This is a genomic window from Streptomyces sp. R35 (assembly GCF_041053035.1).
Lineage (GTDB): Bacteria > Actinomycetota > Actinomycetes > Streptomycetales > Streptomycetaceae > Streptomyces > Streptomyces lutosisoli.
This window is the reverse complement of sequence record NZ_CP163440.1, coordinates 4,892,222-4,918,570: the sequence shown is the minus strand read 5'-3', so window position 1 is coordinate 4,918,570 and position 26,349 is coordinate 4,892,222. Positions and strand designations below refer to the sequence as shown.

Annotated in this window: 25 protein-coding genes and 1 pseudogene; 11 read left to right on the top strand and 15 right to left on the bottom strand. The window is 69.7% G+C overall.

From position 1 onward, the window contains the following. Positions 1 to 46: 46 nt before the first annotated feature. The 3 genes from AB5J50_RS22460 to AB5J50_RS22450 all read left to right on the top strand — a co-directional run bounded on the left by AB5J50_RS22460 (position 47) and on the right by AB5J50_RS22450 (position 2,550). Entirely contained in the window at positions 47 to 823 is a 777-nt protein-coding gene (locus AB5J50_RS22460) for an SDR family oxidoreductase (protein WP_369260196.1), read from the top strand. 66 nt (positions 824 to 889) lie between these two features. After that, positions 890 to 1,798, top strand: coding sequence for an SDR family NAD(P)-dependent oxidoreductase (locus tag AB5J50_RS22455; protein ID WP_369260195.1), 909 nt, complete (start codon positions 890 to 892; stop codon positions 1,796 to 1,798). Between the two features lie 8 nt (positions 1,799 to 1,806). Then, complete coding sequence (locus AB5J50_RS22450) at positions 1,807 to 2,550, top strand: TetR/AcrR family transcriptional regulator (RefSeq protein ID WP_369260194.1); 744 nt, start codon at positions 1,807 to 1,809, stop codon at positions 2,548 to 2,550. Positions 2,551 to 2,573: 23 nt separating this feature from the next. Here the strand turns inward: AB5J50_RS22450 and AB5J50_RS22445 are convergent, their stop codons facing one another. Together AB5J50_RS22445 and AB5J50_RS22440 are read right to left on the bottom strand one after the other, a co-directional pair. After that, positions 2,574 to 3,065: a cupin domain-containing protein gene (locus AB5J50_RS22445; RefSeq protein ID WP_369260193.1), complete on the bottom strand. Its 492-nt coding sequence runs from the start codon at positions 3,063 to 3,065 to the stop codon at positions 2,574 to 2,576. Positions 3,066 to 3,175: 110 nt separating this feature from the next. After that, a pseudogene (locus tag AB5J50_RS22440) lies at positions 3,176 to 3,274 on the bottom strand (Scr1 family TA system antitoxin-like transcriptional regulator); the annotation flags it as partial. Positions 3,275 to 3,285: 11 nt separating this feature from the next. Between AB5J50_RS22440 and AB5J50_RS22435 the strand changes: the two are divergent. Together AB5J50_RS22435 and AB5J50_RS22430 are read left to right on the top strand one after the other, a co-directional pair. After that, positions 3,286 to 3,561: a hypothetical protein gene (locus AB5J50_RS22435; RefSeq protein WP_369260192.1), complete on the top strand. Its 276-nt coding sequence runs from the start codon at positions 3,286 to 3,288 to the stop codon at positions 3,559 to 3,561. A gap of 90 nt (positions 3,562 to 3,651) precedes the next feature. Then, entirely contained in the window at positions 3,652 to 4,002 is a 351-nt protein-coding gene (locus AB5J50_RS22430; protein WP_369260191.1) for a hypothetical protein, read from the top strand. A 143-nt stretch (positions 4,003 to 4,145) separates the two neighbouring features. Here AB5J50_RS22430 and AB5J50_RS22425 read toward each other — a convergent pair whose 3' ends face one another. Next, positions 4,146 to 5,699, bottom strand: coding sequence for a CehA/McbA family metallohydrolase (locus AB5J50_RS22425; protein ID WP_369260190.1), 1,554 nt, complete (start codon positions 5,697 to 5,699; stop codon positions 4,146 to 4,148). A 327-nt stretch (positions 5,700 to 6,026) separates the two neighbouring features. On the opposite strand from AB5J50_RS22425, the gene AB5J50_RS22420 reads away from it, so the two are divergent. After that, positions 6,027 to 8,630 (top strand): bifunctional FO biosynthesis protein CofGH, encoded by a 2,604-nt coding sequence (locus tag AB5J50_RS22420; RefSeq protein WP_369260189.1) that lies wholly within the window; start codon positions 6,027 to 6,029, stop codon positions 8,628 to 8,630. Positions 8,631 to 8,636: 6 nt separating this feature from the next. Here AB5J50_RS22420 and AB5J50_RS22415 read toward each other — a convergent pair whose 3' ends face one another. Next, positions 8,637 to 8,990, bottom strand: a complete 354-nt coding sequence (locus AB5J50_RS22415) for a hypothetical protein (protein ID WP_369260188.1) — start codon at positions 8,988 to 8,990, stop codon at positions 8,637 to 8,639. Further along, positions 8,987 to 9,448 carry a prevent-host-death family protein gene (locus AB5J50_RS22410; protein WP_369260187.1) on the bottom strand — a complete coding sequence of 154 codons (462 nt, stop codon included), beginning with the start codon at positions 9,446 to 9,448 and terminating at the stop codon, positions 8,987 to 8,989. Before AB5J50_RS22410 ends, AB5J50_RS22415 begins: the two co-directional genes overlap by 4 nt. A 108-nt stretch (positions 9,449 to 9,556) precedes the next feature. Between AB5J50_RS22410 and AB5J50_RS22405 the strand changes: the two genes are divergently transcribed. The 4 genes from AB5J50_RS22405 to AB5J50_RS22390 all read left to right on the top strand — a co-directional run bounded on the left by AB5J50_RS22405 (position 9,557) and on the right by AB5J50_RS22390 (position 16,010). Next, positions 9,557 to 12,958, top strand: a complete 3,402-nt coding sequence (locus AB5J50_RS22405) for a tetratricopeptide repeat protein (RefSeq protein ID WP_369260186.1) — start codon at positions 9,557 to 9,559, stop codon at positions 12,956 to 12,958. 74 nt (positions 12,959 to 13,032) lie between these two features. Then, positions 13,033 to 13,254: an ATP-binding protein gene (locus tag AB5J50_RS22400; RefSeq protein ID WP_369260185.1), complete on the top strand. Its 222-nt coding sequence runs from the start codon at positions 13,033 to 13,035 to the stop codon at positions 13,252 to 13,254. Between the two features lie 1,119 nt (positions 13,255 to 14,373). Continuing rightward, on the top strand, positions 14,374 to 14,778 hold the full coding sequence (locus AB5J50_RS22395; protein WP_369260184.1) for a DUF6247 family protein: 405 nt from the start codon (positions 14,374 to 14,376) through the stop codon (positions 14,776 to 14,778). A 116-nt stretch (positions 14,779 to 14,894) separates the two neighbouring features. Continuing rightward, complete coding sequence (locus AB5J50_RS22390) at positions 14,895 to 16,010, top strand: ADP-ribosylglycohydrolase family protein (protein ID WP_369260183.1); 1,116 nt, start codon at positions 14,895 to 14,897, stop codon at positions 16,008 to 16,010. A gap of 183 nt (positions 16,011 to 16,193) precedes the next feature. Here the strand turns inward: AB5J50_RS22390 and AB5J50_RS22385 are convergent, their stop codons facing one another. The 7 genes from AB5J50_RS22385 to AB5J50_RS22355 form a co-directional block, all read right to left on the bottom strand. Further along, positions 16,194 to 17,762 carry a sodium:solute symporter family protein gene (locus AB5J50_RS22385; RefSeq protein ID WP_369260182.1) on the bottom strand — a complete coding sequence of 523 codons (1,569 nt, stop codon included), beginning with the start codon at positions 17,760 to 17,762 and terminating at the stop codon, positions 16,194 to 16,196. Between the two features lie 495 nt (positions 17,763 to 18,257). Then, the gene (locus tag AB5J50_RS22380) at positions 18,258 to 18,530 is read right to left on the bottom strand and encodes a hypothetical protein (RefSeq protein ID WP_369260181.1); all 273 of its coding nucleotides are present in this window, start codon (positions 18,528 to 18,530) and stop codon (positions 18,258 to 18,260) included. A gap of 46 nt (positions 18,531 to 18,576) precedes the next feature. Further along, positions 18,577 to 18,849: a hypothetical protein gene (locus AB5J50_RS22375; protein ID WP_369260180.1), complete on the bottom strand. Its 273-nt coding sequence runs from the start codon at positions 18,847 to 18,849 to the stop codon at positions 18,577 to 18,579. Positions 18,850 to 18,953: 104 nt separating this feature from the next. Continuing rightward, a complete protein-coding gene (locus AB5J50_RS22370; protein WP_369260179.1) occupies positions 18,954 to 19,142 on the bottom strand; it encodes a hypothetical protein in 189 nt (62 codons plus the stop codon). 5 nt (positions 19,143 to 19,147) lie between these two features. After that, a complete protein-coding gene (locus AB5J50_RS22365) occupies positions 19,148 to 19,723 on the bottom strand; it encodes a DUF5994 family protein (protein ID WP_369260178.1) in 576 nt (191 codons plus the stop codon). Between the two features lie 359 nt (positions 19,724 to 20,082). Next, the gene (locus AB5J50_RS22360) at positions 20,083 to 21,324 is read right to left on the bottom strand and encodes a PP2C family protein-serine/threonine phosphatase (protein ID WP_369260177.1); all 1,242 of its coding nucleotides are present in this window, start codon (positions 21,322 to 21,324) and stop codon (positions 20,083 to 20,085) included. A 408-nt stretch (positions 21,325 to 21,732) separates the two neighbouring features. After that, on the bottom strand, positions 21,733 to 22,518 hold the full coding sequence (locus tag AB5J50_RS22355) for an SDR family oxidoreductase (RefSeq protein WP_330305301.1): 786 nt from the start codon (positions 22,516 to 22,518) through the stop codon (positions 21,733 to 21,735). A gap of 93 nt (positions 22,519 to 22,611) precedes the next feature. Here AB5J50_RS22355 and AB5J50_RS22350 point away from each other — a divergent pair, with 93 nt between their 5' ends. Further along, a complete protein-coding gene (locus AB5J50_RS22350; RefSeq protein ID WP_369260176.1) occupies positions 22,612 to 23,451 on the top strand; it encodes a hypothetical protein in 840 nt (279 codons plus the stop codon). 158 nt (positions 23,452 to 23,609) lie between these two features. Here the strand turns inward: AB5J50_RS22350 and AB5J50_RS22345 are convergent, their stop codons facing one another. The 3 genes from AB5J50_RS22345 to AB5J50_RS22335 form a co-directional block, all read right to left on the bottom strand. Then, positions 23,610 to 23,807, bottom strand: coding sequence for a DUF397 domain-containing protein (locus AB5J50_RS22345; protein WP_369260175.1), 198 nt, complete (start codon positions 23,805 to 23,807; stop codon positions 23,610 to 23,612). A 281-nt stretch (positions 23,808 to 24,088) separates the two neighbouring features. Then, positions 24,089 to 24,946, bottom strand: a complete 858-nt coding sequence (locus AB5J50_RS22340; protein ID WP_327429525.1) for a helix-turn-helix transcriptional regulator — start codon at positions 24,944 to 24,946, stop codon at positions 24,089 to 24,091. Positions 24,947 to 25,383: 437 nt separating this feature from the next. Beyond that, entirely contained in the window at positions 25,384 to 26,139 is a 756-nt protein-coding gene (locus tag AB5J50_RS22335; protein ID WP_327429524.1) for a GPP34 family phosphoprotein, read from the bottom strand. Positions 26,140 to 26,349 lie beyond the last annotated feature (210 nt).

Genomic DNA, 26,349 nt, shown 5'->3' with positions numbered 1-26,349 from the left:
CGGAAAGCGAAACACCGCTACCCCAGCCGTGACAAGGAGCAACGCCATGAGCGAGCAGCCCAGCACCCCCACCGCCTCCACTGTTAGCAACGCTTCCCCCCGCGTCGCGATCGTCACCGGAGGTTCCCGTGGCATCGGCCGCGAGACCGCCGAGCGCCTGGCCGCCGAGGGATACGCCGTCGTCGTGAACTATGCGGGCAACGAGGTCGAGGCCGACAAGGCCGTCGCCGCGATCACCGAGACCGGCGGACAGGCCATCGCCTTCCGTGCCGACGTGGCCGACGAGACCGAGGTGGCGGCCCTCTATGACGCCGCCGAGGCCACGTACGGCGGAGTCGACGTCGTCGTGCACGCGGCGGGCGTCATGACCCTGGCCCCGCTTGTCGACCTCGACCTCGACGCCCTCGACCGGATGCACCGCACCAACATCCGCGGCACGTTCGTCGTCGACCAGCAGGCCGCGCGCCGGCTGCGCGCGGGCGGCGCGATCATCAACTTCTCCAGCTCCGTGCTGGCCCTCGCGATCCCCGGCTACAGCGCGTACGCCGCCACCAAGGGCGCCGTCGAGGCCATGACCCTGATCCTGGCCCGCGAGATGCGCGGCCGGGACATCACCGTCAACGCGGTGGCCCCCGGGCCGACCGCCACCGCCCTGTTCCTGGACGGCAAGGACGAGGAGACCATCGCGCGGATGGCCGCCCAGCCGCCGCTGGAGCGCCTCGGCACCCCCGAGGACATCGCCGGGGTCGTCGCCTTCCTCGCGGGACCGGCCGGGCGCTGGGTCAACGGCCAGGTGGTCCGGGCCAACGGCGGGATCGCGTAAGCCCCGCGGGGCAGCCCCCCGTCCCCTTCTCCCCTTCTTCCCTTCTCCACTTCAAGGAGTTCCGCCATGCCTGTCACGGGCAAGACGATCGTCATCACCGGCGCCGGTTCGGGTTTCGGCGCCCTGGCCGCCCGCGCCCTCGCCCGCGCCGGGCACACGGTCTACGCCGCGATGCGCGACACCGCGGGCCGCAACGCGGGCCGGGTCGCCGAGGCCGAGGCGTACGAGGCCGAGCACCAGGTGGACCTGCGTACCGTCGAACTGGACGTCCTCTCCCAGGAGTCGGCCGACGCCGCCGTCGCCACGATCCTCGCGGAGGCGGGCCGCCTGGACGTCGTCGTCCACAACGCGGGCCACATGGTGACCGGCCCGACCGAGGCCTTCACACCCGAGGAGCTGGCCGCGGTGTACGACACGAACGTGCTCGGCACCCAGCGCGTCAACCGGGCCGCGCTGCCGCACCTGCGCGCCCAGCGGCACGGCCTGCTGCTGTGGGTCGGCTCCACGTCCAGCAGGGGCGGCACCCCGCCCTACCTGGCGCCGTACTTCGCCGCCAAGGCCGCGATGGACGCGCTCGCCGTGTCGTACGCCGCCGAGCTGGCCCGCTTCGACATCGAGACGACCATCGTGGTGCCGGGCGCCTTCACCTCCGGCACGAATCACTTCGCCACGGGCGGCCACCCCTCCGAGCAGACGGTGATTCCGGCGTACGAGGAGCGCTACGCGGGCCTGATGGACCAGGTCGCCGAGCGCCTGGCCGCCCTCGCGCCGGCCGACGCGGACGTGTCGCTCGTCGCCGACGCGATCGTCGAGGTCGTCGACACCCCGCACGGCGAGCGGCCGTTCCGGGTCCACGTCGACCCCGCCAACGACGGCTCGGAGGAGGTCAGCCGCGTAGCGGACCGCATCCGCGCCGAGTTCCTCACGCGCATCGGCCTCGACGACCTCCTCGCCCCGCACGAGACGGCCGTATGACCAGCCGTATGACCTCGGGTAGCGTCGCTACCGTGAGTACGAAAGCGCGCATTCTCGAAGTGGCGGCCGCCCTGGTCGCGGAATCCCCGAACGGGGACGTCTCGACGCGGGCGGTGTGCGAGGCGGCGGGCGTCGGCGCGCCGGCCCTCTACCGCCACTTCGGGGACAAAGAGGGCCTGCTGTCGGCGGTCGTCGACAACGGCTGGGACAAGTACCTGGCGACCAAGCGCGACCGCGCCCCCGGCACGGACCCGGTCCAGGACCTGCGCGACGGCTGGGACACCCACACCGAGTTCGCCCTCCAGAACCCGAACCTCTACCGCCTCATGAACTCCCCGGCCATGCGCACCCCACCCGCCGCGGCCCTGGAGTCCCACCAGATCCTCACGTCCGACCTCCAACGGGCCGCCGAACAGGGCAAGTTGCGCCTCGCCCCCGAGCTCGCCGCCCAGATCATCATGTCCGCCAACGTCGGCGTCGCCCTGATGCTGGTCTCCCGCCCGGCGACCTTCAGCGACAAGAGCGTGTCGCGGCGGGTTCGGGACGCGGTGCACGCGGTGGTCTTCATACCGGAGGTGACCGGCTCCGGTCCCGCCCTCGCGCCGGCCGACGGTGACGAGGTGGAGGTTCCCGCCACGGCGGCCCGCCTGGGCGCGATGATCCGTACGTCCCCGAGCCCGGCCTTCACCCCCGCCGAAACGGGCCTGCTGACCGAGTGGCTGGACCGGCTCTCCAACACGTCACGGGACTGAGGGATGGGGCACGCCGGGTCGGGTCAGGGGTGGTCGGAGGGAACCTGATGGGACCTGGTCCGGTGACGGCTGCGGAATTCGGCCAGCAGCTCGTCGGTCGCCTCGGCCCCGGCGCTCACGGCGGCGTGGACCTCACGGAAGTAGTTCTCGTAGCCGGCGGGGGTGTAGAGGCACAGGGCGCGGGCGGGGACCGAGCCCGCATTGCGGAAGCCGTGCGGGGTGCCGCGGGTGGCAGCGAGCAGATGTCCGGGGCCGGCCGTCACCTCACCGTCTCCTGTGTGGAGCGTCAACTCGCCCTCAAGAACGTAGAAGTACTCGTCGTGTCCGTCGTGCACGTGTGGTCTGGCACCGATGGTGCCCGGAGCGAGGCTGAACTCCTCGAAGGCGAAGTGCCCGCCCGTGTGCTCGCCGGTGAGCCGGAAAAAGTGCGCGACACCGGCGACGTCTATGAGTTCACCGTCCTGGGGGCCACGTAGCAGCGCACGGACGGGAGATCGGGCCTGGTGATCGGTCATGGGCGCATTGTGGCCCAGCGGCTGTCCGGGGAGTCATGAGCGGAGCCGGAGCCCGGCCCCCACGCCAACTCCGCGACCCACCTCAGCTCGTTTCTGCGGTGGCGGCGACCCCGCACGGTGATGTGCTCCCGCTCGCTCATGTCGAGCAGGTGCTGGAGCTGGGTGCGCGCCACATCCCGGCCACCGACGCGCATGCGCAGGGCTTCATCAGGAGCAGATCATGAGCGCACAGCCTGAGCACGGCTGGGGAGCGATGCCTCTCCCCGAGATCCGGACCGTGGACGACCTGCGCAGCGCGCTCAGCCGTTACGGCTTTCCCGGCGACCGGGAGCGGTTCGAGGAGGAGCTGGCGGCGGCTGTAGGAGCCGCCCCGACCAACGATTTCGAGGGCGCCGCAGCCGTGGTCCGGGCCTACCGGCACCGCGTCCACATCAGGAATTCGCCCGAGATCACGGCGGCGCTCGAAGATGCCCGCGCCGGAGGCGGCGGTACATGAGCGAGGCCGCGTACTCAGGCCACGAGCGCGCACCGGCCTGAGTACGAACGCGGATGCCGCCCCGTCACAGGCCTCCGTAACGTCCGTCTCATGGAGAACACCGGCAGCACCTTGGACACCGCCGACCTCGACGCCGAGCCCCGGCGCACCGCCGCCGAGTGGACCGGGCTGACCGTCCTCGCGATCCTCGTGCTGTTCACCGGCGCCTTCATCGGGATGCTCGGGCCGCTGCTCGCCATCGCCTGCGAGGCCTGCCAGGACGGCGTCCGCACCCCGCAGTTCGGCGACGCGCTGTTCGCCGTCGCGCGGTACGCGGTGCCGCTCGTCACCTTGGGGACGGTCGTCGGCGTCTTCGTCCCCAAGGGCGGCGCACGAGTGGGCGGGGTCGGGCTGGGGGTGCTGGTGGTGCTCCTGGTGGCGATGCTGGTCCTCGGCCAGTGAGCGCGGGCCTCGTCAGCTGGGCGGCGGCATCCCCTACGCGGAGCGGAAGGAGCGGGTGAAGTCCGCGGGACGGCAGAAGCCCCAGCGTGAGGCTATGGCGTGGATGGTGCGGGATCAGGCCACCGAGCCGTCGTCGCTCGCCCTCACGCCCCCAGGAAGATCGGGTTCGTGAACGCCGCCAGCGCCCCAGGCAGGGGACCGGCCGCCACCTCGTGCCGCAACTCGGCCCGTACGTACGCCGCGTACGCAGGCGTCGTACGCCACTCGGCCGTGCCGGAGCCGGACACCGGCAGCGGAGCACTCGTCAACAGCACCCCCTGATCGGTGACGAAGCGCACCGTGCAGCGGGGTGCGCCACTGACCTCCAGGCGGACCGTGACCGGAGTGTCGGCGTCGACCTCCAGCCGCTCGCCGATCCCCGCGTGCTCGCCCTTCGAACCCGTCGCCGTGAAGGTCAGGGAGACCAGCTTCGACTCGGCCACGTACGAGCGCCCCGCGCGGATGCCGTCCTGGATGGCCTCGCGGGTCAGGTCGTCGGCGAGGACGACCGTCTGGGGGGTGCCGACGGGGTCGGGGTCGCGGTGGGCGTCACTGTTGCCCATCGCCGGGATCCAGTCCCGTGAGCCGGTGCGGGCGGAGGCGACCAGCATGTTGTCCCAGTCGGCGAGGGTGACCTCGTCGTCGGGGGTGTAGGGGCCGTTCCACACCTCGACGGCGTCCGCCTCCCCGAAGCCGAACTTCCAGCCGCAGCCGACGCAGGTGGCGTGCGGATGGGCGGGGACGACGAGACCTCCGGCGCGGCGGATCTGGCGCGCGTACTTGCCGAAACGGTTGTCGCGGGCCCGGTAGCGCCAGTCGACGAAGGTGCCGGGGTCGGTTCCCAGCGCGACCACATGGCCGTTGCGGGTCGTGACCTCCTCACCGAGCATGATCAGAAGGTCGTCGCCCGCCTGGTCCGCCCAATGGGGGTGCGAGGCGTGAGTGTTGTGCTCGGACGTGTTGATGAAGTCCAGGCCCGCGGTACGCGCCAGCGCCGCGATCTCCGCCGGGGTGCGGCGGCCGTCCGAGTACCAGGAGTGCAGATGGCAGTCGCCGCGGTACCAGTCGCGGCCGCGGCCCTTCGCGCGCGACGGCGGGTACACCGGCTTCGGGGTCGCGCCCTGCTCTCCGTACGTGAGGGTGATCGTGATCTCGTACGGCAGTCCCTGCGGCGCCACCGTGTACGGGCCGAGCGCGATGTGCCACGTCCCCGCCCTGACCGGTCCCGGGATGTAGCCGGGCGTCGCGTCGTCGCCGCGGAGGAAGAACTCCGTGCGTGCCCCGCCCGACCAGCCGCGGAAGCCCCGGCCGCCCGCCTCCGTGCCGCGCTCGTCGAAGATGCCGATGTCGAGGGCGTTGCCCGCGGTGCCGGCCGGGACGGACGGCTTCTCGTAGGTGTACGCGACCTTGATCTCCCGTACGCCGTGCGGGACTTCGACCGGGAGGTACACGAAGTCCGGCGAACCGATGGGCAGGGTGCCGCGCACCGTCCGGGTCTCCTGGCTGCCGTCGGCCGCGTCGTCGGCCTCGGCGCCGCTCGCGAAGGTCACGCTTCCCAACGTAAGCGCGGCGGCGGCGCCCGTCACGAACAGCGCGCGTCTCGCCATGAGGTTTCCCTCAACGTTTCCCGTGACGTTTCCGTGGTCGTCCTCGCACATGCTGCTGCTCCCAGGGTGTCGAGGGTGCCGAGAGTGGTGAGTTGGCAGTGACATGACATCGTGTGGTGCGGGTGGGGCTGGGTGAGAGACAGATGCAAGCCTCGTATCCGGCCGTGAACACAGGCGCACAGGAAGGGAATCGGCACCTGTCGCGCAGAACGACAGCAGGACGACAGCAGGACGACGGCAGGGGCGACGCCTGTTGAGCCTCCGTGCCCTGGTCGGCGCGGATGCCCGCCGCCAGTGGCGCTGTGTAACGATCTGCGGCCCCCGACGAATACGGCCGGGCCCTGCAATGCCTGATCACCGCGACCGTATGCTCGAAGGATGACGATTTCCGCGACTCCCGGAACCGGTCCCGGAACCGGGCCGACGGCGAACTCCATGCGGCGCGCGCTCAAGCGTGCGCGGGACGGCGTCGCGCTCGATGTCGCCGAGGCGGCGGTGCTGTTGCAGGCGCGCGGCGCTGACCTCGACGACCTGGCCGCGTCCGCCGCGAAGGTGCGGGACGCGGGCCTGGCGGCGGCGGGCCGCCCCGGCGTCATCACGTACTCGAAGAGCGTCTTCATCCCGCTGACCCGGCTGTGCCGGGACAAATGCCACTACTGCACCTTTGTGACCGTGCCGGGCAAGCTGCGCCGCGCCGGACACGGGATGTTCATGTCCCCCGACGAGGTCCTCGACATCGCCCGCCGCGGCGCCGAACTCGGCTGCAAGGAAGCCCTCATCACCCTCGGCGACAAGCCGGAGGACCGCTGGCCGGAGGCCCGCGAGTGGCTGGACGCCCACGGGTACGACGACACGATCGCGTACGTACGGGCCATCTCCATCCGCATCCTGGAGGAGACGGGCCTGCTGCCGCACCTCAACCCGGGTGTCATGTCGTGGACCGACTTCCAGCGGCTGAAGCCGGTGGCCCCGAGCATGGGCATGATGCTGGAGACGACCGCGACCCGGCTGTGGAGTGAGCCGGGCGGACCGCACTACGGCTCCCCCGACAAGGAACCGGCGGTCCGGCTGCGCGTGCTGGAGGACGCGGGCCGCTCCTCCGTCCCCTTCACCAGCGGGCTGCTGATCGGCATCGGGGAGACGTACGAGGAGCGCGCGGACTCACTCTTCGCGCTGCGCCGCGTGTCGCGGGCGTACCACGGCATCCAGGAACTGATCATCCAGAACTTCCGCGCCAAGCCGGACACCGCGATGCGCGGGATGCCGGACGCGGAACTGGACGAGCTGGTGGCCACGGTCGCGGTGGCCCGGCACATCATGGGCCCGGCGGCCTGTCTCCAGGCGCCGCCGAACCTGGTCGACAGCGAGTACGGGCGGCTCATCGGCGCGGGGATCGACGACTGGGGCGGGGTCTCACCCCTGACCATCGACCATGTGAACCCCGAGCGCCCGTGGCCGCGGATCGAGGAGCTGGCGTCCCATTCGGCCACCGCCGGCTTCGAACTGCGGGAACGTCTCTGCGTGTACCCCGAGTTCGTCCAGCGCGGTGAGCCCTGGCTGGACCCGCGGCTGCTGCCGCACGTACGGGCGCTGGCGGACCCGGAGACGGGCCTCGCCCGCGAGGACGCGGTGGTCGAGGGACACCCGTGGCAGGAGCCGGAAGAGGCCTTCACATCCTCCGGCCGCACCGACCTGCACCACACGATCGACACCGAGGGACGTACGTCCGACCGCCGCGACGACTTCGACGCGGTGTACGGCGACTGGGAGGCGCTGCGCGAGGCCGCCGCGCCCGGGATGGTGCCGTCCCGCATCGACACGGACGTACGGGCGGCGCTGGCGACGGCGGCGGACGACCCCACCAAGCTGACCGACGACGAGGCCCTGGCCCTGCTGCACGCGGACGGTCCGGCGCTGGACGCCCTGTGCCGGGTGGCGGACGACGTCCGCAAGTCGATGGTCGGCGACGACGTGACGTACATCGTCACGCGGAACATCAACTTCACCAACGTCTGCTACACCGGCTGCCGCTTCTGCGCCTTCGCCCAGCGCCGCACGGACGCCGACGCGTACACGCTCTCCCTGGAGCAGGTGGCGGACCGCGCCGCCCAGGCCTGGGACGTGGGCGCGGTCGAGGTCTGCATGCAGGGCGGCATCCACCCGGACCTCCCCGGCACGGCGTACTTCGACATCGCGAAGGCGGTGAAGGAGAGGGTCCCCGGCATGCATGTGCACGCGTTCTCGCCCATGGAGGTGGTGAACGGCGCGACCCGCACGGGCATGTCGATCCGCGAGTGGCTCTCGGCGGCCAAGGAGGCCGGCCTGGACTCGATCCCGGGCACGGCGGCGGAGATCCTGGACGACGAGGTCCGCTGGATCCTGACGAAGGGCAAGCTGCCGGCGGCGACCTGGATCGAGGTGGTGACGACGGCCCACGAACTGGGCATCCGCTCCTCCTCGACAATGATGTACGGCCATGTCGACCAGCCCCGCCACTGGCTCGGCCACTTCCGGACCCTGGCGGACATCCAGCAACGCACCGGCGGCTTCACGGAGTTCGTGACCCTCCCCTTCATCCACACCAACGCTCCGGTGTACCTGGCGGGCATCGCCCGCCCGGGCCCGACGACCCGCGACAACCGCGCGGTGGTGGCCATGGCCCGCCTTCTCCTGCACCCGCACATCCCCAACATCCAGACCAGCTGGGTGAAGTTGGGGACCGAGGGCGCGGCGGAGATGCTCCGCTCGGGCGCGAACGACCTCGGCGGGACGCTGATGGAGGAGACCATCTCGCGGATGGCGGGCTCGTCCTACGGCTCGTACAAGTCGGTCAAGGACCTGATCGCGGTGGCGGAGGCGGCGGGGCGTCCGGCGAGGGCGCGGACGACGTTGTACGGGGAGGTGCCGGAGGAGCGGCAGCGGGCGGCTGCCGCTTCCGACGGGCATCTGCCGGAGCTGTTGCCGGTGTTGGAGTCTCCGTGAGGACGACTACTCGGTGTCCTTGGGGTGGCGGGTAGACGCGTACACGAGGTGGACGGTGCGGCGTGTTTCGTCGACGAGATAGCGCACGCGACCGCCTGCCGTCACCTCGTACTCCCACTGGGGATACTCCTGGCCGCCAAGGTTGCCCGTGGCCAGACGACCGCGCAGCCGGTGCTGACGGTCGGGATCCGCTCGGGACAGCGGGTCGCAGCGCAGCGCCTCGAAGCAGCGCCGGGTGTTGCCCGGCGCCTCCGCGCCCAGCTCGCCCCATCCCTTCGCCGCCTCGTTCGTCGCGAATCGCAGGCGCCATTCCCCGCCCACCGGCGGTGGGGTGACGTCGTCGCCCCGCTTCGGGCTCACGGCGCGGTCACCTCGCCGTGGTCCTCGTCCGGCAGCCGACGGGTGAGCTGCGCGGTGAGCTCGGGGTCGGCGAGGATGCGTGCCGTCGCGCGCCATTCGACGACGACTCGGTGGAGATTGCCATGGACGTCCAGCTGGGCCGCGTCGTACGTGCCGTCGATGAGCTCGGCGACGAACTCCTTCAACTCGTCCGCCGACAGATGACGAACCCACGGGAAGACTGAGGGAAGTGCCCGCACTATGGCCCGCTCACCGGCATCGCTGCGCACGAGGGCGGCCAGAAGGCGGGCCGTGATGTCCGCCGTCTCCTCGCGCTGCTGATCATGGCGTGCCGTCGTCAGGTAGAGATCCTCGCCGTCCCGGCGCGTGATGTGTACGCGCTGAGCCCGGTCGAGCGTGTCCGCGACACGCTTGGAGTTCTTCGAGAGCTCGGAGAAGGCGACCGTGGGAGTGGACATGGCCCCACCGTACTTCGGAACGTATTCCGAAGTCAATCGTCGGGTGTCTGTCCGGGCTCTCGGGCCCTCTGCCAGAATTCAGTCGGACCAGCTACGGGGGTGGGACGGATGGGGCCGACGCGACCGTCGATGCAGGAGCTGATCGGGCGCCGTAAACGCGCGGGTTTCGTCGGCCGTCGCAGCGAGCTCGACCTCTTCCGCGCCAACTTCGACACCTCGCCGGAGGATGAGCGGCACAGCTTCGTCTTTCATGTCCACGGAACGGCGGGAGTCGGCAAGTCCTCGCTGGTCCGTGAACTGGAGGCCCTGGCTGCGCAGCGCAAGGCGCTCACCGCCTGCACGGACGAGACCGTGAACAGCGTGCCGGAGGTGCTGGCGGCGATCAGTGCGCAGTTCGCCAAGCAGGGCGCGGAGTTGAAGGCCCTCGACAAACTCCTCGCCGCCTACCGGCAGCGCCGCCATGAGGCGGAGACGGCGTCGGCTGTGCTGGACCCCGGCGCGCCCCAGCCGCCCTCCGCGGGCAGCATGGCCGTGGCCCAGGCGGGGGTGATCGGACTGGGCATGGTGCCGGGCGTGGGCGCATTCGCCGGAGCCATCGACCCGGCCCAAGTGGCCTATGGCACAGACTGGTTGAGGGCGGCGCTCAGCGCGCGCTTCCGGAATCACGACGATGTGCAGCTGGTCCTGGAGCCGCTGAATGTCCTGACCCCGGTCTTCGTCTCGGAGCTGGACCGGGTGGCCGGCTACGCGCCCTGGATCGCGCTGTTCTTCGACACCTACGAGCGAACCGCCCCCTTCCTCGATCCCTGGCTGCTCGACCTCATCACCACGGACCGGTACGGCGCGCTGCCCGCGAACGTGGTCGTCACGCTGGCGGGCCAGCACGGCCCCGACCCCGCCCGCTGGGCGGACTACGCCGGGTTCGTCACCGAGATCGCCCTGGAGCCGTTCACGGAGTCCGAGGCACGCCAACTCCTGGCGGCGAGAGGAGTGGTGGACGAGGGCGTCGTACGAGAAGTGCTGCGGTTGTCCGGGTGCCTTCCGGTGCTTGTGTCGACTCTCGCCGAGAATCCGGGTGTGGTCGACGACCCCACGGCCACCGCAGTGGAGCGCTTCCTCAAGTGGGAGCGCGATCCGGCGCGGCGGGAGGCCGCACTCATGTGCGCTCTGCCGCGGCAGCTGGACGAGGACGTGTTCCGGGCCACCGTGGACGACGGGGAGACCGAGGGGTCGTACGAGTGGCTGCGCGGGATGCCCTTCGTGAGCGAGCGGGTCGGCCGCGTCCGCTACCACGATGTCGTGCGTACCGCCATGCTCCGGCTGCAGCGGACGCGGTCGCCGCGACAGTGGGCCGAGCGGCACGCACGGCTCGCGGAGGTGTTCGGGGAATGGCGTGCCGGGGCGGAAGAGGGGCTGGAACCGGACGAGTGGTGGCTCGACGAGCCATGGCGTGAGCTGAGGCTTGAAGAGTCGTACCACCTGTTGTGCGCACGGCCGCAGACGGCACTGAGGCAGGTGCTCACGGATTTCGTCGGAGCCTGCCGCGCAGATGCGGTCGCGGCGCGTGGCTGCGCGCAGGCGTTGGCCGACGCGGGGGAGCACGCAGACGCGGAGGCGCTCCGCGCATGGGGGCGTGACCTTCTCGCGGCGGTCTCGGGAGAGTCGGGCACTGTACTGAGCGGGCTCGGGTTGTTGCTGGACCGGGCAGGCCTCGACGCGGAGACCCGGGCCGTGGCGCACATGGTGCGGGGACGGGAACTGCGGCAGACGGGAGAGGACGAGAAGGCACTCGTGGAGTTCGATCGGGCCGTCGCTCTGGCTCCGACGTCCGCGAGGGCGTACCACGAGCGTGGCCTCTTTCACGCGCTGCTGCGTGAGCCTGCTGCAGCCTTGGCGGACCTGGACCGTGCCGACGCATTGCGCCCCGACACCGCCTGGATCATCTTTGACCGGGGCATCGTTCTGCAGCACCTGGGCCGTCATGAAGAGGCCGTGGCGGCCTTCGACCGTGTGCTGACCTTCGATCCTGCAGATCGGTTGGCATGGGCAAGCCGGGGGTACAGCAAGCACTTCCTCGGCGACGACGACGGGGCGCTCGCGGACTTTGACCGAGCACTGGAGATCGACGCCGAATATCTGTGGGCTCTCGCCCACAGAGCTGAGGTATATCGCCGCCAGGGGCGGCTCGATGAGTCGTTCGCAGACCTCGATTGTGCTGTACGGGCAGCACCGGACAGTGCGTGGATCGCGTCCGAACGAGGAGACGCCTACCGATTGGTGGGCCGGTACGAGGAGGCTGTCGAGGAACTCGGGAGGGCCTGCGAGCTGAACGCGGAGTACGCGTCGGCACATGCCGGCCGCGGAGACGCGCTCCTCCGTCTGAACCGCCTCGATGAGGCGCTCGCGGCCTTCGACCGCGCGATCGAGCTTGAGCCCACCTACGTGTGGGCACTGCTGAACCGTGCTCGTCTGCGCGGAGACCTGGGCGACGAGGAGGGCAGGTTCGCCGATCTTGGTCTGGCTGTCGCGGCTGAATCATCGGGTAGCCGGGCCTTGCACCAGCGAAGTGTTGCTCACCTCAAGGCCGGCCGTTTCGAGGAGGCGCTGGCTGACGCAGACCTCGCGCTGGAACGGGAACCCGACAATGTCGATCATCGTGACCTCAGGAGCATCGCCCTGTCCGCGCTGGGCAAGCACGCCGAATTGGGTGCCCAGCTCGACCGCATATTGGAGCACGATCCCGACGACTGGGCAGTGCTGGGGGCCAGAGGCAGGAACCATCTGAGCTTGCGGCAGTACTCCGAGTCACTGCGGGACCTGAACAGAGCCGTCTCCCTTCGCGCGGACCAGGCGGGCCTGTACGCGGCCCGCGCGAATACATGCATCGCCATCGGACGGCTTGAGCCGGCACTCGCCGACCTTGGCCAGTGTGTTGAGCGCGGCCACGAGACCGAGTGGGCGCGCGGCAGAACCGTTGATGTCCTGCTGATGCAGGGACGGTACGACGACGCGGTGCGACTGCTGGAAGGCATCCACTCGACCGGCGGCCTTAAAGGCAACATGGCCGCCATGGGCGTTTACTGGTACGTCGACGCGATGTGGGCCGCCGACGTCATGACCGGCCGGTGGGAACGGACTCGGCAGCTCGCCGACTGGCTGTACGCGAACCATCCCGACGGAGCGGTCAGGTTGGCCTTGACGGTGGGTCTGACGGAGGGCGCGGAGGCCGCTGAACCCCTGTGGCGCGAGGCACGGACCGCCACGGCGGACGCGGACGCGCCGGACACCCGGCGGATACTGCCCAGTTGTGCACTTGGAGAGTGGAGCGGGGCCGACACGTCGCTCTCCGCGGCGCTCGCCGTGAACCACGACTGGGAGGACCTGGCTCACCTGGCCGACTCACTCAGCCTCCTGGCGCGTTGCCCCGGCGTCGATACGGCACTCGTCCGATCCCACCTGGCCCGGGTCGTCGGAGCCCGTGATGTCTTCCAGTCCCGTTACGCGGAGTAGGTCTCGACAGACGCCGCCCATGACCGGTCCGCGAAGCCGTCCTGCACGGCCGCGTACCGGGCCGCGACTTCAGGATGACGCTCCGGCTCGGTACGGCCGGGGTGCTCCGTATCGAGGTGACCGACGCCCGGGGTGACCGGGTCCCGCGTATCCCGGACCCGGTCGAGGAGTGCGCGGAATCGGGGCGGGGGCTGCGGCTGGTGGTGGCGTACGCGGACCGTTGGGGCGTCGACGAGGCACCGGCTCACTGCAAGACCGTCTGGGCCGAACTGGCGCCGGATCGCGTAAATCCGTGACCCGGTCGAGCGCGACGCCAAAGAAATAAGAACCGGGGAAAGAACCAACCCGGCCCCACCGCCCCCGGCGATCACCCGCAGGAGTGAACATCGCCAACTCGGCTGGCGCGGAAGCCGTGTTGTGGTGCAGCGTCGGCGAAACAACCGCACGCATAATTTCGGCCCCCGCCGGGACGGCAATCCCAGTGCGAGGGCCTGATCACCAAGGAAGACAGAACCTTCCCCATGACTGCACAGCAGCCTAGCGCGCCTCCGCGCGCCCGGTCCGGCCCTTCCGGACCCGGAATCGACCACGTCACCGAACGCCACCACGAGCAGTTCACCGTGGTCGGGAACCACCTCGCCCAGCACCCCGAGCTGTCCCTCACGGCGATCGGCCTGGCCACCCACATCCAATCGCTGCCCAAGGGCACCCCCGTCGGGATCAAGGCCCTGGCTGCCCGATTCCCCGAGGGGGAGATCCGGATCGCCGCCGCCCTAAGGGAGTTGGAGGCGCACGGCTATCTGACCCGCATCAAGGAGCGGCTGCGGTCCGGCCGGGTAGTGACCCGGACGATCTCTTACAACAGGCCACGGCTCGCGGCCCTTCCGGCTGCGGCTCTCGCGTCCGATGCCCACGTGACTCCCGCAATTCCTGTGACTCCCGTGGCTCCCGTAATTCCCGTCGCGCCGCCAGACTCCCTGGACCCGGAACCCGCACCCCCGAGCCATTGCCCGGCGGTCGATCTCCTCTCCGGCCTACGGGCCTACGACGCACGCCTGTTGCTCACGGAACGGGATGTACACCGCCTGGCGCCATTCGTCTCCGCCTGGCTGGAGCGAGGCGTGCCCGCCTCTGCCGTACGGCTAACCCTGATGAACGGCCTGCCCCAGGAGCCGATCCGGCATCCAGCGCGATTCCTCGCGCACCGCCTCGTTGCCCAGCTTCCGCCGCCCCTGCCCACCGCACCACAACCACACAGCACCGCCACCCCTCTTGGCTCCCTTCGTCCTGACCCTTTCCAGACCTGCGACGGGTGCGAACGGGCCTTTCGTGCTCCGAGCCCTGGCCGCTGCCGTGACTGTCGCGCGTGCGGGGCGACGGCATAGAAAACCGCCCAGTCCGCACCGGAGGTCACCATGAGTGCCCAGACCGGCGGCCCGTACGGACCGCTGATCCCCATGCCCGAGCTCACGCCGGACGCGCTGCGGGCAGCGGTCGCGCGGATCGCGCCGAGCCGGATCCCGGCCCTCACACAGCACCTCTTCGAAGCCACGACGAACGCGCAGCAGACGCAGAGCCTCGCGCCGCTGCGGGCCTTCGTGCACTCCTGGGCCGTGCTCGTGGCGATCGAACGACACCCGGAACGTGCCTCCCGGCTCCGTGCACTCGAACGCATCGTGGACGCGGGGGAGCAGAACCCGGCAGAGGCCATCGCAGAGATCCGTGCGATCCGGGAGGCTGCCGAGGCGGAGGCTTTCTGCCCGTACCCCGCCATGCGTGCATCTACGTCTGCAATGTCACCTGGTATGGCTGATACCTGACCACTTGGGGTCACTCCGGTCACATTCCGCATACCGTTCCGGGCCCTCAACCGCCCGTTCCCGTTCGATTACAGTGCTGAGCTGTCGGACGTAAGGACGTGCCTCGGGAGGTCTCGGTGGGTGCGACAGCCGGTGCCGTCTGGGGCCGTGCCGAACAGCAGGACTTCCGCAGCAGGGTGCGCGGAACGCTGCTGGGGGCCGCCGTCGGCGACGCCCTGGGCGCGCCGCTCGACGGGCTCAGTCTGGAGGAGATCCGGGAGGCGTACGGCGCGGAGGGCCTCACCGACCTGGCCTTCGGATACGGCAGACGCGGTGCCGTCACGCACCTCACCCAGCTCACGCTGTTCAGCGTCGACGGGCTGATCCGTGCCCAGGTGCGCCGCGACACCGGCGCCTGGCATCCGCCGACCGACCTCCACCGGGCCTACCGCCGCTGGGCGGCCACCCAGAGCGACTGGGGGCCCGACGAGCGCCGCAAGGACGACGGCTGGCTGGCCCGCGAGGAATGGCTGTACGCCCGCCGCGACCCGGCCCGGTCCTGTCTGCTCGGCCTCGGTGACGAGACCATGGGCACGCCGGACGCGCCCAAGAACCCCGGCGAGCCCGGGCCCGAGGCCGCCGCCCGCTCCGCGCCCTTCGGGCTCCTCGTCGGCTGGGAGCCGCAGCTCGTGGTGCAGCTCGCCGTGGAGTGCGCGGCGCAGACCCACGGCCACCCCACCGCGTACCTGTCGGCGGGCGCGTACGCCGTGATCGTGCACGCGCTGGCCCGGGGCGAGAGCCTCGACGGGGGCGTGCAGCGGGCGCTGGCGGTGCTTGCCGCACGGCCGGGGCACGAGCCCGTCACCGACGCGCTCCAGCACGCGCTGGGCGCCGTGCGGCAGGGGATGCCGTCGCCGGGGCGGGTGGAGGAACTCGCCGGGGACGGTACGGCGGAGGGGGCGCTGGCGGTCGCGGTGTACTGCGCGCTGGTCGGGGAGGACATCCGGCACGGGTTGTGCCTCGCGGTGAACCAGGGTGGGGCCTCCGGTGTGGCGGGGGCGCTCACCGGGGGGCTGCTGGGCGCCCTGCACGGCGAGACTGCGCTCCCGCCGGCCTGGCTGGCCGAGCTGGAGGGCCGTCCCACCATCCTCGTCCTCGCCGACGACTTCGCGATGGAGATGACCCAGGGTCCGGCCCTCCACGGCCCGGGCGGCTCCTCACCGGGCTGGCTGGCCCGCTACCCACGGGGCTGACACCGAGGGGTTCTTCGCCCCCGCCGCCCCTACCCGTCCCATCCCTGGGGGCTGCGCCCCCAGACCCCCTGGGTTGTGCGTCGGCTGCGGGCCGGTGGGGGCTTGTCGCGCAGTTCCCCGCGCCCCTAAAAGCACAAGCCGCCCCCACCCACCCGCAGCCGAACGAACAACCAAACCAACCAACTAAACGCCGGACGGGCTCGCCGTGTCCGCCCCGTCCGCCTGGGCCGGGATCGCCACCCCCATAGCCCCGTCGTCGTCATCGGTGTTGATCTTCTCGATGATCGCGTCCCGCTCCGGCGTGTCCTCGGGCTTCAGGAAGCCGATGAGGATGTACAGGACGAGGGAGATGGCCATGGGGACGGAGACCTGGTATTCCAGCTTCACATCGGTGCGCTGGGAGAAGTCCAGGTTGTAGTTGACGAAGAAGAAGGCGAGCAGGCCGCAGGCCCAGCTGGTCAGGGCCGCCGTCGGGCCGGACTTACGGAACGGTCGGAGCAGGCCCAGGATGAACGGGATCGCGATCGGGCCCATGAGTCCGGCCACCCACTTGATGACGACGGTGATGATGTCCTTGAAGGCGGGGGAGTTGACCTGCGTCGCCACGGCCATGGAGAAGCCGAGGAAGGCGACCGTCGTGACGCGCCCCGCGATCAGACCGGCCCGGGTGTCCCAGGCTCGCGCGGCCTTCGACAGCACCGGCGCCACGTCCCGGGTGAAGACTGCCGCGATGGCGTTGGCGTCCGAGGAGCACATGGCCATCGTGTGGGAGAAGAAGCCGACGACCACCAGGCCCAACAGGCCGTGGGGGAGGAGCTGTTCGGTCATCAGGCCGTACGCGTCCGACCCGTCGGGCTTCTTCGCCGTCACCAGCAGCGGCGACAGCCACATGGGGATGAAGAGGATCACCGGCCACACGAACCACAGGCCGGCGGAGAGGAAGGCGGACCGCGTTGCCTGCTTGGCACTGCCCGTCGCCATGTAGCGCTGGGCCTGGTTCCACATGCCGCCGTTGTACTCGAACAGCTTGATGAAGAGATAGGCGATGAAGAACACCGTCAGATACGGGCCCGCGAAACCGTCCGCGTGACCGTTCAGCTTCGGCGAGTCCAGCGCCTTGGACAGGCCGCCCTGGTCGGAGATCTTGTTCAGCGCGATGACCAGCATCGAGACACCGGCCAGCAACTGGATGACGAACTGGCCGAGTTCGGTGAGCGCGTCGGCCCACAGCCCGCCGATCGTGCAGTACACGGCCGTGATGCTGCCGGTGATGAGGATGCCCTGGGTGAGGGTGACCCCGGTGAAGACGGTGAGCAGGGTCGAGATCGCGGCCCACTTCGCGCCGACGTCCACGATCTTCAGCAGGATGCCGGACCAGGCGAGTGCCTGCTGCGTCGGCACGTTGTAGCGGTCCTTGAGGTACTCCAGGGGTGAGGCGACGTGCAGTCGCGAGCGCAGCCTGTTGAGGCGGGGCGCGAACGCCTTGGCGCCGATGGCCACGCCGATGGCGATGGGCAGCGCCCAGGTGACGTACGACGTGATGCCGTACGTGTACGCGATGCCGGCGTATCCGGTGAACATCACCGCGCTGTAGCCCGACATGTGGTGCGAGATGCCGGACAGCCACCACGGCATCTTGCCGCCCGCGGTGAAGAAGTCGCTGACATCGTCCACACGCTTGTGGGACCAGACACCGATCGCGGTCATGACGCCGAAGTACGCGACCAGGACGGCCCAGTCGAGACCGTTCATGTGCCCCCTCCAGGGGTCCGCCTTGTGAACTTGCAGATACCGGACGGCACTTCGCCAGTACGCACATGGGCGGCGCCCCCGTTGCGGGAGCGGGGACTTCGGGGATTGAACCGCTGGTCCGACCAGCCGGTCAAGACCTCCTGCGGTCACAGATATGAACACAGATCAGAAAGCAGAACGATTTTGCTTCTACTTTACCCGTACGGCTGTTGTCGTGCTCGTGACGTGGAACACACGATGAGCGGGCACTTCGTCAGACCCACAGCAGCAACGACAAGCAGCCATGGCAAGCAACCATGGCAAGCAGTGACAGCAAGCAGCAACAACAAGTCGACGGCCGTGCGGGATGCGGGTCCCGTACGCCTGAGAAGGGAGCGCCGGCGCGCCAACCCCGGCCGTGGGGACCGACGGAACGGTCGAATCTATGCCCCGCCAGGCTTCGATGAGGCATCTGACCTGGGATTATCGGGTGCCAGTCGACGTGTGTGAGGGGATTCAGTCGTGCTCTTCCTCCTCGGATTCCATGCGCCGGATTCCCTCGTGGGTGAGGGTGACCATCGCGGGGGTGTTGCCCGTGTCCCAGTCGACGGTGATCAGGCCTTCGCCCGCCAGGTAGGTGCAGGCGGCGGCCAGGTCCTGTTCCGGTACGTGGAGGTCGTGCCGCAGCTGTGCCCCGGTGATGCCGAGGAGGCGGTTGCCTTCGACGGCTTTGTACAGGACCTGGAGCACCTGTTCGCGGTAGGTCTTGCGTTCCCGCAGTGTGGCCATGACCGCGTCCTCTCGTGTGCGGGGGTGGGCTCCGGGCCCGGGGCTCTCAGATTTCGTCGGAGTGGGCGCCCGCGCCGGCAGGGGTCCGGCTGGCGGCCAGCCAGGAGCGGGCGGGGCCGGCGGGTGCTGCCGTGTCCACGGTGAGGTGGAGGCGAGTGCCGCCGCCGAAGCCGGGATAGCTGCGCTGTTCCGCTCCGGCGAAGCAGTGACGAAGCGCTTCCGCGACCGCGCGGGCGGCTTCGGGCGTGTGCGCGATGATCCGGACCTCGGCGTACCCGAGCTTCGGCAGTATCTGGGTCTCGTTCTCGATGTACTTCACGCGGGGGTGCTCCCTTTCGGAGTGGGCGAGAAGCCGGCGGGTGGGGGCGCCGTGGCGCCCCGCCCGCTGCCCCGGGCCGGAGGAAGGTCTGTTCGGTCTGTTCCTCACCGGTCGGCATCCGTGCGGTGGGCTCGACGACTGGTGTCGTCCGGCAGGCCGGGAGGTCTCGGCAGGGGGTCGCTGAAGTGGTAGGCCGCGATCCGCGCGTCGTGCTGGGCGTTCAGCAGGTGGATCCGGAGCATTCCGATGCCGATTGCCAGGATGATCAGCGCGACGAGGACGATGGTCTCCATGTCGCTCACCTCCAGGTGCTTTCGGGCAGACGGAGGGCGCTTCGTCCCATCGGGTACCCGAAGGGGGACATGCAGGCCCCGCCTTCGCCCTCCCAGGTGGCTTCCCGGCGCACGGCGTCGCGGATGCCGTGCCTGATGGCGGCTTCGTCGGCCATCAGGACGCCGGCGGTGAGGACGCTGCCGGGGATCGCGGCGGCGGCCATCAGGCGGGCCGCGGCGGCGGGCTCGGTCTCGGGCGGGATGACGAGGAGGTCCCAGCGCCCCACGGTGTAGGAGAGCAGGATCAGCTTGTCGGGGTCCTGTTCGGTGAACCAGGCCACGTGCAGCGTGCGCCCGTCCACGGGCACCGTGTGGGGGATGACCGGCCAGCGGGTGGGGTTCACGGTGACGCGGGTGATGCGCCCCCAGGGTTCCTCCAGGGCGGCGGCGAGCGGTGGGAGCTCGGCTGCAAGGTCGCGGGAGTAGGGCCACCAGGCCCCGTCCAGCTGGCCGGCGAGGGTGGTCTTCGGGGTGAGGGACAAGCGTGCCGGGAGCTCTGCGGCGAGGTCGCGGGGCGTGGTCCGGTCGAAGGTCGTGATCATGATGCGGACCTGCCCCCGGACTGCCCGTCGGCAGTCCGGTTTTTATGCGATCGCCGGAAATGACACCCGCGTGAAAGCGGGTGCGCGAAGTACTTCCGGTGCTTTTACTGTACGCCCGTTCGATGGACTATAAACCGGTTTGACCAGGTATTTTCCGGCGAAGGCGCGGTGCAGAGCAGCGGTGCGGGCGGCGGGATCACCGTGAAACGACGGCGGGCTCGCGTACGTCGTCGGCCGGGCGCCGGTGCCGACCTGCGACGAGGCACGGCCGCACCCCGTAGACGGGCGGATCCACATGGCTGACTCCGACATTTCCGGCCTCGGGGCGTGGGCTCCGCAATCGTGGTGCGGCTTTCGGCTCAGTCCAGGGCGGCGAGGTGATCGGCGGCGCCCCCGCGCCACTCCATCAGGAAGAGGGTCGCGTCGTCGCTGGTCGTGCCGCCCCGTTCCTCCATCAGGGCGTGGGAGAGGGCGCGCACCACCGCACGCACTCGTTTCTCCGCGTGCTCGATGCGGTTGATCCAGTGGACGAGTTGTTCCTCGCCGAACTGCTCTTCGCCGGCTTCGTGCTCCTCGATGAGGCCGTCGGTGAAGCACAGCACCCGGTCGCCGCGTTGGAGGGTCTGCTCGCTGATCAGGGGCTGTTCACCGCCGAAGCCGACCGGCAGGGTGGTCGGGCTCTCCAGTTGCTGGACGACCTCGTGGTTACGGATCAGCAGCGGTGCGGGATGGCCCGCGTTGACCCATTGCAGATGGCCCGTTGTGATATCCAGGCGCATCATCTGCGCGGTGACGAAGTGCTCGGGCCCGAACTGCCCGGCGATGGCCCGGTCCATGAACGCGTAGATCTCAGCCAGTCCGACGTCGGCGCGTCTGGCGTGCCGGTAGGCGCCGATAGCGACGGTCGCCATGGTGGCGGCGTTCAGGCCGTGGCCCATCGCGTCGATCACCGCCAGATGCAGGATGTCGTCATTGAGGGCGTAGTCGAAGCTGTCGCCGGCGACCTTGTAGGCGGGCTCGAGGATTCCGGCCACCTCGACCTGCGGGACGGACATGGCCAGCGGGGGCATCAGGGACCACTGGATCTCCGCGGCCACGCTCATCGGCTCGCGGCGCCGGGCCTGGAAGAACCGGTCGGTGTAGCTGTGCTTGGTGACCAGAGTGTCGGCGACCAGGCCGGCGAGCCTGCGCAGCAGTCGCCGGTCGTCGTCATCGGCGGTGTCCAGGGTGAGGGCCATCACTCCCACCTGGTCGCTGCCGTCCAGCAACGGCAGGTACATCCGGACACCGTCGGCCTGTGACACCTCCACAGGCGTCGCGGACAGGAAGGCCGTGCCGGCGTGGGAGTCACCGATCGGCTCGGGCTCGCCGACGGTCAGCCGCCTGCCCGGCAGCGGCACCAGCACCCGCTGGCCGTAGTCCTGAAGGAGGATCGAGACGTCGCGGCCGCCGACCCTGGCCACCTCTTCCGCGACCAGCGGGGCGATCAGCTGCGGCGGCATCTCGTGCGCCCGGTCCAGCAGCACCCCCAGTAGCCGCTCGCCGAACCCTTCAGACCGGTCCACCATGGCCTTGTCAGGCCACCGCTCGCTGTCCGCCATGGCCGCCTCCTTCACTCCACCAGAGCCGATTTCGCCTGCTCGATGGGTGTTCCGAGGGGCCGCTCACGGGACGGCACGGTGTTCGGCCTCGGGGGCTTGGAGCTGGCCCGGCTCACCTTGCACCGCAGAACCGACGCCCGCCCCGACACGCGCGGGTCCACCCGGCGGTCACGGCAGATCCGCTCGAGACCCACTCATCTGTACACACGGGCTCCTGACACGACCGTGATCAACCCGCACAGAGTGACGTGGCCGGCCAGCCTGAAGAGCCCATTACGCCAAAAGCGGCATGTCGTACCAGGTCGGGACGGGTGGCTCTCAACTTCGGCCGCGGGGAACATCGGTACAGCGGTTGTCGGTGCGTACGGCGGACGGAAGTCCCCCCCGACAGTGATCGAGGATCTTCCTCTAACGCATGAGTTCGCCGGCGTTCACGAGCAGCGACTGCCCCGTGATCGCCCGCGCCCGGTCGGACGCCAGGAACGCCACGGCGTCCGCCACATCCCCGTCCGTGGCCAGCTCGGGCAGGGCCATCCGCTCGGCGAGCCGCTTCAGTACGTCCGCCTCCGGTACACCCTCGGTGTGGGCGGTGAACTGTACGTACGCCTCGACGGGCGGGCCCCACATCCAGCCGGGCAGCACGGTGTTGACCCGGATCCGGTGCGGGCCGAGTTCCCGGGCCATGGAGTACATCGCGCTCGTCAGCGCACCCTTCGACGCCGCGTAGGCCGCCTGGCTCACCTGGCTCGGCGCGGCCACCGACGACTGGGTGCCGATGATGACGACCGAGCCGCCGCGTGTCTTCAGCGCGGGCAGGCAGGCGCGGGTCATCCGCAGGGTGCCGAGCAGATTCACGTCGATGACCGACTGCCAGGTGGTGAAGTCGGCGTCCTCCAGGCCACCGAAGTAGCTGTCCCAGGCGGCCACATGGGCGACCGCGTCGATCCGCCCGAAACGGTCGAGGGCGAGCGCCGCCAGCGCCTCGCACTGCCCCTCGTCCGTGATGTCCGTCGCCCGGTACGCCGTGTGCGCGCCGTCCGGATCGATGTCGGCCGCCGCCTTGGCCAGATTCGCCTCCGTGCGCGCCCCGAGCACCGCGTTGCCCCCGTCGCGCACCACGGCCGCCGCGACCTGATGGCCGAGACCGGCCCCTACCCCCGACACCACGACGGTCTTGCCAGCGAGCAGTGACATCGGCGGCCTCCCTGAGTCCCGTACGGAGTCTGGCGCATTGTCTGACGGAGCGTCAGAGTATGGGCGTCCGGCGGAAGAAGGAAGGGGATCGTCATGTCGGAGGAGACTCGCAGCGACACCTACGCGGAACTGGCCGCCCTCGGCCCGTACGGCGTCCACCCGGGCCACGCCCTGATCACCATGGTCGAACCGCACCCGGGCCACGAGTACGCGTACAACCGCTGGTACGAGGACGACCACTACTACGCCGGCGCGATGGCGATGCCCTGGATGTACGCGGGACGCCGCTGGGTGGCGACCCGCGATCTCCAACTCCTGCGCTACCCGGAGAAGTCGGCGGTCGCCCAGCCCGTCACCGCGGGCTGCTACATCTCCACGTACTGGGTCACCGACGGCCGCTACGACGACCACATGAAGTGGACCGTCGGCATCAACAAGCGGCTGAATCGCGACGGCCGCGTCTACCAGGACCGTACGCACGTCTTCACGGCCTTCCAGGACCACGAGGCCACCGTCTACCGCGACGGTGCCGCCGGCCCCCGCGACTTCCACGCCCTCGACCACCCGTACGCGGGCCTGGTCGTCGAGGTCATCGACGCCGAATCCGCCGTGCGACGCGCCGAGTTGCTGGAGTGGCTGCGATCCCGCCACCTCCCGAAGCGCCTGGCGGGTTCCCCTGCCGCCATGGTCACCCTCTTCCGCCCGACCCCCCTCCCCGGCGACCGCATGACGTACGTCAAGCAGGTCGAGGGCGTGGATACGCGGCTGACCCTGCTGTGGTTCCTGGAGGCGGACCCCCGGGAGTGCTGGGAGGGCTTCTTCACGGGCTTGGGCGAGGGGGTGGCCGAATCAGGCCTGGGGCGAGTGGAGTTGGTGGCTCCGTTCATTCCGACCGTGCCGGGGACGGATCGGTACGTGGACCTGCTTCGGTAGCGACAGGAAGCGCCAGGTAGCGACAGGAAGCGGCATGTGACGGGTAGTGGGTGGCCGAGGTCAATGCCGAGCCCCCTCGGCCGGGACGGCGGGCCAGTCGAGAGGGCTCTGTCAGTGAGTCTTATGAAGTTGTGGTGGGTCATGAGTCAGGTGAGGTCTTAAGCTCCCCGGCTCACCTCGGCGACGAAGGCGTTCCACGCGTCGGCGGGGAACGCCAGTGTGGGGCCCTGGGTGACCTTGGAGTCCCGTACGTCGATCGCCGCGAGAACCGGGGACTTGACCTCGACGCAGGCGCCGTTGCCGGTGGAGTAGGAAGACTTGGTCCACGTGTCGGTGGCACCCTGCTGAATAGGCATGTTCTCTCCAGTAAGCAGTCGTTCATCGGTGAGTTGCCGCCACCGGCCCGCGTCGACGCGCTGTCACCGTGCTGCGGGTTCGTTCCGGAACCCGCAGCTCGGATTGCGCCAACGTTGTTGTTCGGTGGCGTGATCGACGCTACTCGCCAACATCGGCTGACGAAGCGACTATTCACTCGACTGGATGGCATATTCCAGTGGGGTCTTCCGCGCCGACGTGGCGAAGGTGTATTGTCCGGCACCTTCTCGTCGGGTACCCCTGTGGGGCCGCCCCATGCCTCTCAGCGCGCGTACTCCTTCGCGATGTCCGCGATGAACTGACGCGACTGTTCCACGTTCAGGGCCTGCGCCCGCAGATGCTCGTACATCACGCTGTACTTCTGGACGTCGTTCGCCTTCTCCAGGTACAGGTCGCTGGTGACGCCCTCGATGTAGACGACGCTGGAATCGGCCGCGTCGGGGAACTCCAGGATCGCGTACTGGCCGTTCAGCCCCGGGTGTGCGCCCATGTCGAAGGGGATCACCTGCACGGTGACGTGCGGCAGTTGGGACTGCTCGACGAGGTGTTCCAGCTGGTCGCGCATGAGGGAGCGGTTGCCGACGGTGCGGCGCAGTGCGGCCTCGTCGAGGACGGTCCACAGGCGCAGCGGGTTGTCCGGGGCGGAGATTCGTTCCTGCCGCTTCAGCCGTACCTGGACCCGCTTGTCGATGTCGCCGGGCGCGGTCTCGGGCAGGGCTCCCGCGATCAGGGACTCGGCGTACGGGCGGGTCTGGAGGAGTCCGGGGACGACCTGCGGGTCGTAGACGCGCAGTGACGCGGCGTCGGTTTCCAGTCCGATGTAGACGCTGTACGGGATGTCGCCGAAGGAGTGCCACCAGCCCTGCTGGCGCGAGTCCTTGGCCATCTGCATCAGGGAGTCGACGATCCGGTGGTCGTCCACCTCGTAGACCCCGCACAGATCGCGGACGTCTCGCTGGCTGATACTGCGCCGCCCGTTCTCCAGACGGCTGATCTTGGACTGCGAGACCAGGAGCCGCTCGGCGACCTCTTCGGCCGTCATGCCCTTGAGCTCACGGAGCCGGCGCAGCTCCTGGCCCAGCCGGCGCCGCCGGACGGTGGGATTGACATTGGACGCCACGGGACGTGCACCTCCGGCTGCGGGCCTCTACTTTGCGTATCTGCTGTTGAGCAGACTGCCACCAAGGTGCTTTCTACCGCTGGGAAACAGCGGATATGCGCTGGGTACACGCCAGTTCGGGGATCCGGCGTGTATATACGCCTGCCCCGGCCCTCGTCGGCGCTCGCGCACATGCGGCCGCGCGGGGCGGTGGGGCCGTGTCGTCGTCCGGACGTACGGCCTCATCGCCCCGCGCGAGCCAGCGGCTCCCGAACCGGATCCTGGGGACTGCGGTGCGGCGCTGAGGTGAAAAATGGCGGTGCTGTTCGTGCTGCGGTGCCTTCGGTACTGGCGGCCTGATCGTGCCGTCGGTACCGATCGTGCGTCGGTACTGATCGTGCGGTGGTGCTGGTCATACGTCGGTGCTGGTCGAGCTCGCGCGGCCCTGGGGCTACGGCTCAGTGGGCCACGGCTCGCGCCATGGCACCGTGGCGCGATTGCATCGGAACACCGCGGGCGGGTTCCGGCGCGGACCTGACTCCGGCGCTGGCCGGACGGCCTGCCGGTGCCGGGTTACGGCGTGGCTGTGCGGCCACACCGTTCTGAACGTCCATGACCGCGTGGGCCACGAGGCCGCCCATGGGGTCATGCCTGATCAGGTCCCGCAGCCGGGAGCGGGACGAGCGTCCCTCGTTCCCCGGATACAGGTGCTTGCCGAGACCGACCGCATGGGCCAGCGCGGCGAGCGCCGCGGTCCGCGGGTCCGGCGGTACGCCGGTGCGGATCGCGGTGTCCAGCCGGGCTCTGATCTCCCGGCTGATCTCCGTGTCCGTCGCTTGGTAGCGAGTCGTTGGCAGCACCCCGCACATCTGGCCGGCCACGGCATGGACCATGCCGCACCTCTCCAGATGCGAGAGGTAGGTCTGGCGCAGCCCCAGTCGGGGTCCGCCAATCCAGTTCACCGCGCGCACGGGTGCTCCGCGTCGGCGAAGCAGTTCCAACGCACAGTCCAGCGTTGGGTCTCCAGTCGGCCGTGGCTGCACCACGGCGATACGATCCCCGTCTGGGGCTATCCGTCCGGCCAGCGCCAGCTCTACTAGCTGTGCTCCGGCCAGACCGAGGTCGAGCGACTGAGGCTGTGCGGTGGTACCCGTGGTCGGGTCCAGCGCCAGCAGTAGAAGCTCTTCCGGAATTGATCTGCGGCTCCTGCCCATCCATGCCTCCCCGCGTGGATGAATGACAGGGTGACCCCTCTCACATTGGTCTGTCGAGGGTGCGTGACCGGTTCGTAGTGGAACCGATAGATATGTCGTTCTCGTCTACCGCAGGGGTTAAGCCCTCACACAGGACACTGGTACATGGTTCGGACAGCGGTGTCCGGGCGGCGGTTCACGGGTTTTCACGGTTCGGTTGGGCGCACGGAG

Bases quoted from the DNA above. Each gene is read 5' to 3' on its own strand.
- AB5J50_RS22380 (WP_369260181.1), bottom strand. From the start codon at position 18,530: ATGGCCACACTGCGGGAACGCAAGACCTACCGCGAACAGGTGCTCCAG.
- AB5J50_RS22400 (WP_369260185.1), top strand. From the start codon at position 13,033: ATGACGCTCCGGCTCGGTACGGCCGGGGTGCTCCGTATCGAGGTGACC.
- AB5J50_RS22450 (WP_369260194.1), top strand. From the start codon at position 1,807: ATGACCTCGGGTAGCGTCGCTACCGTGAGTACGAAAGCGCGCATTCTC.
- AB5J50_RS22335 (WP_327429524.1), bottom strand. From the start codon at position 26,139: ATGGGCAGGAGCCGCAGATCAATTCCGGAAGAGCTTCTACTGCTGGCG.
- AB5J50_RS22350 (WP_369260176.1), top strand. From the start codon at position 22,612: ATGTCGGAGGAGACTCGCAGCGACACCTACGCGGAACTGGCCGCCCTC.
- AB5J50_RS22420 (WP_369260189.1), top strand. From the start codon at position 6,027: ATGACGATTTCCGCGACTCCCGGAACCGGTCCCGGAACCGGGCCGACG.
- AB5J50_RS22385 (WP_369260182.1), bottom strand. From the start codon at position 17,762: ATGAACGGTCTCGACTGGGCCGTCCTGGTCGCGTACTTCGGCGTCATG.
- AB5J50_RS22410 (WP_369260187.1), bottom strand. From the start codon at position 9,448: ATGTCCACTCCCACGGTCGCCTTCTCCGAGCTCTCGAAGAACTCCAAG.
- AB5J50_RS22455 (WP_369260195.1), top strand. From the start codon at position 890: ATGCCTGTCACGGGCAAGACGATCGTCATCACCGGCGCCGGTTCGGGT.
- AB5J50_RS22360 (WP_369260177.1), bottom strand. From the start codon at position 21,324: ATGGCGGACAGCGAGCGGTGGCCTGACAAGGCCATGGTGGACCGGTCT.
- AB5J50_RS22430 (WP_369260191.1), top strand. From the start codon at position 3,652: ATGGAGAACACCGGCAGCACCTTGGACACCGCCGACCTCGACGCCGAG.
- AB5J50_RS22445 (WP_369260193.1), bottom strand. From the start codon at position 3,065: ATGACCGATCACCAGGCCCGATCTCCCGTCCGTGCGCTGCTACGTGGC.
- AB5J50_RS22355 (WP_330305301.1), bottom strand. From the start codon at position 22,518: ATGTCACTGCTCGCTGGCAAGACCGTCGTGGTGTCGGGGGTAGGGGCC.
- AB5J50_RS22370 (WP_369260179.1), bottom strand. From the start codon at position 19,142: ATGGAGACCATCGTCCTCGTCGCGCTGATCATCCTGGCAATCGGCATC.
- AB5J50_RS22345 (WP_369260175.1), bottom strand. From the start codon at position 23,807: ATGCCTATTCAGCAGGGTGCCACCGACACGTGGACCAAGTCTTCCTAC.
- AB5J50_RS22395 (WP_369260184.1), top strand. From the start codon at position 14,374: ATGAGTGCCCAGACCGGCGGCCCGTACGGACCGCTGATCCCCATGCCC.
- AB5J50_RS22405 (WP_369260186.1), top strand. From the start codon at position 9,557: ATGGGGCCGACGCGACCGTCGATGCAGGAGCTGATCGGGCGCCGTAAA.
- AB5J50_RS22425 (WP_369260190.1), bottom strand. From the start codon at position 5,699: ATGTGCGAGGACGACCACGGAAACGTCACGGGAAACGTTGAGGGAAAC.
- AB5J50_RS22435 (WP_369260192.1), top strand. From the start codon at position 3,286: ATGAGCGCACAGCCTGAGCACGGCTGGGGAGCGATGCCTCTCCCCGAG.
- AB5J50_RS22365 (WP_369260178.1), bottom strand. From the start codon at position 19,723: ATGATCACGACCTTCGACCGGACCACGCCCCGCGACCTCGCCGCAGAG.
- AB5J50_RS22460 (WP_369260196.1), top strand. From the start codon at position 47: ATGAGCGAGCAGCCCAGCACCCCCACCGCCTCCACTGTTAGCAACGCT.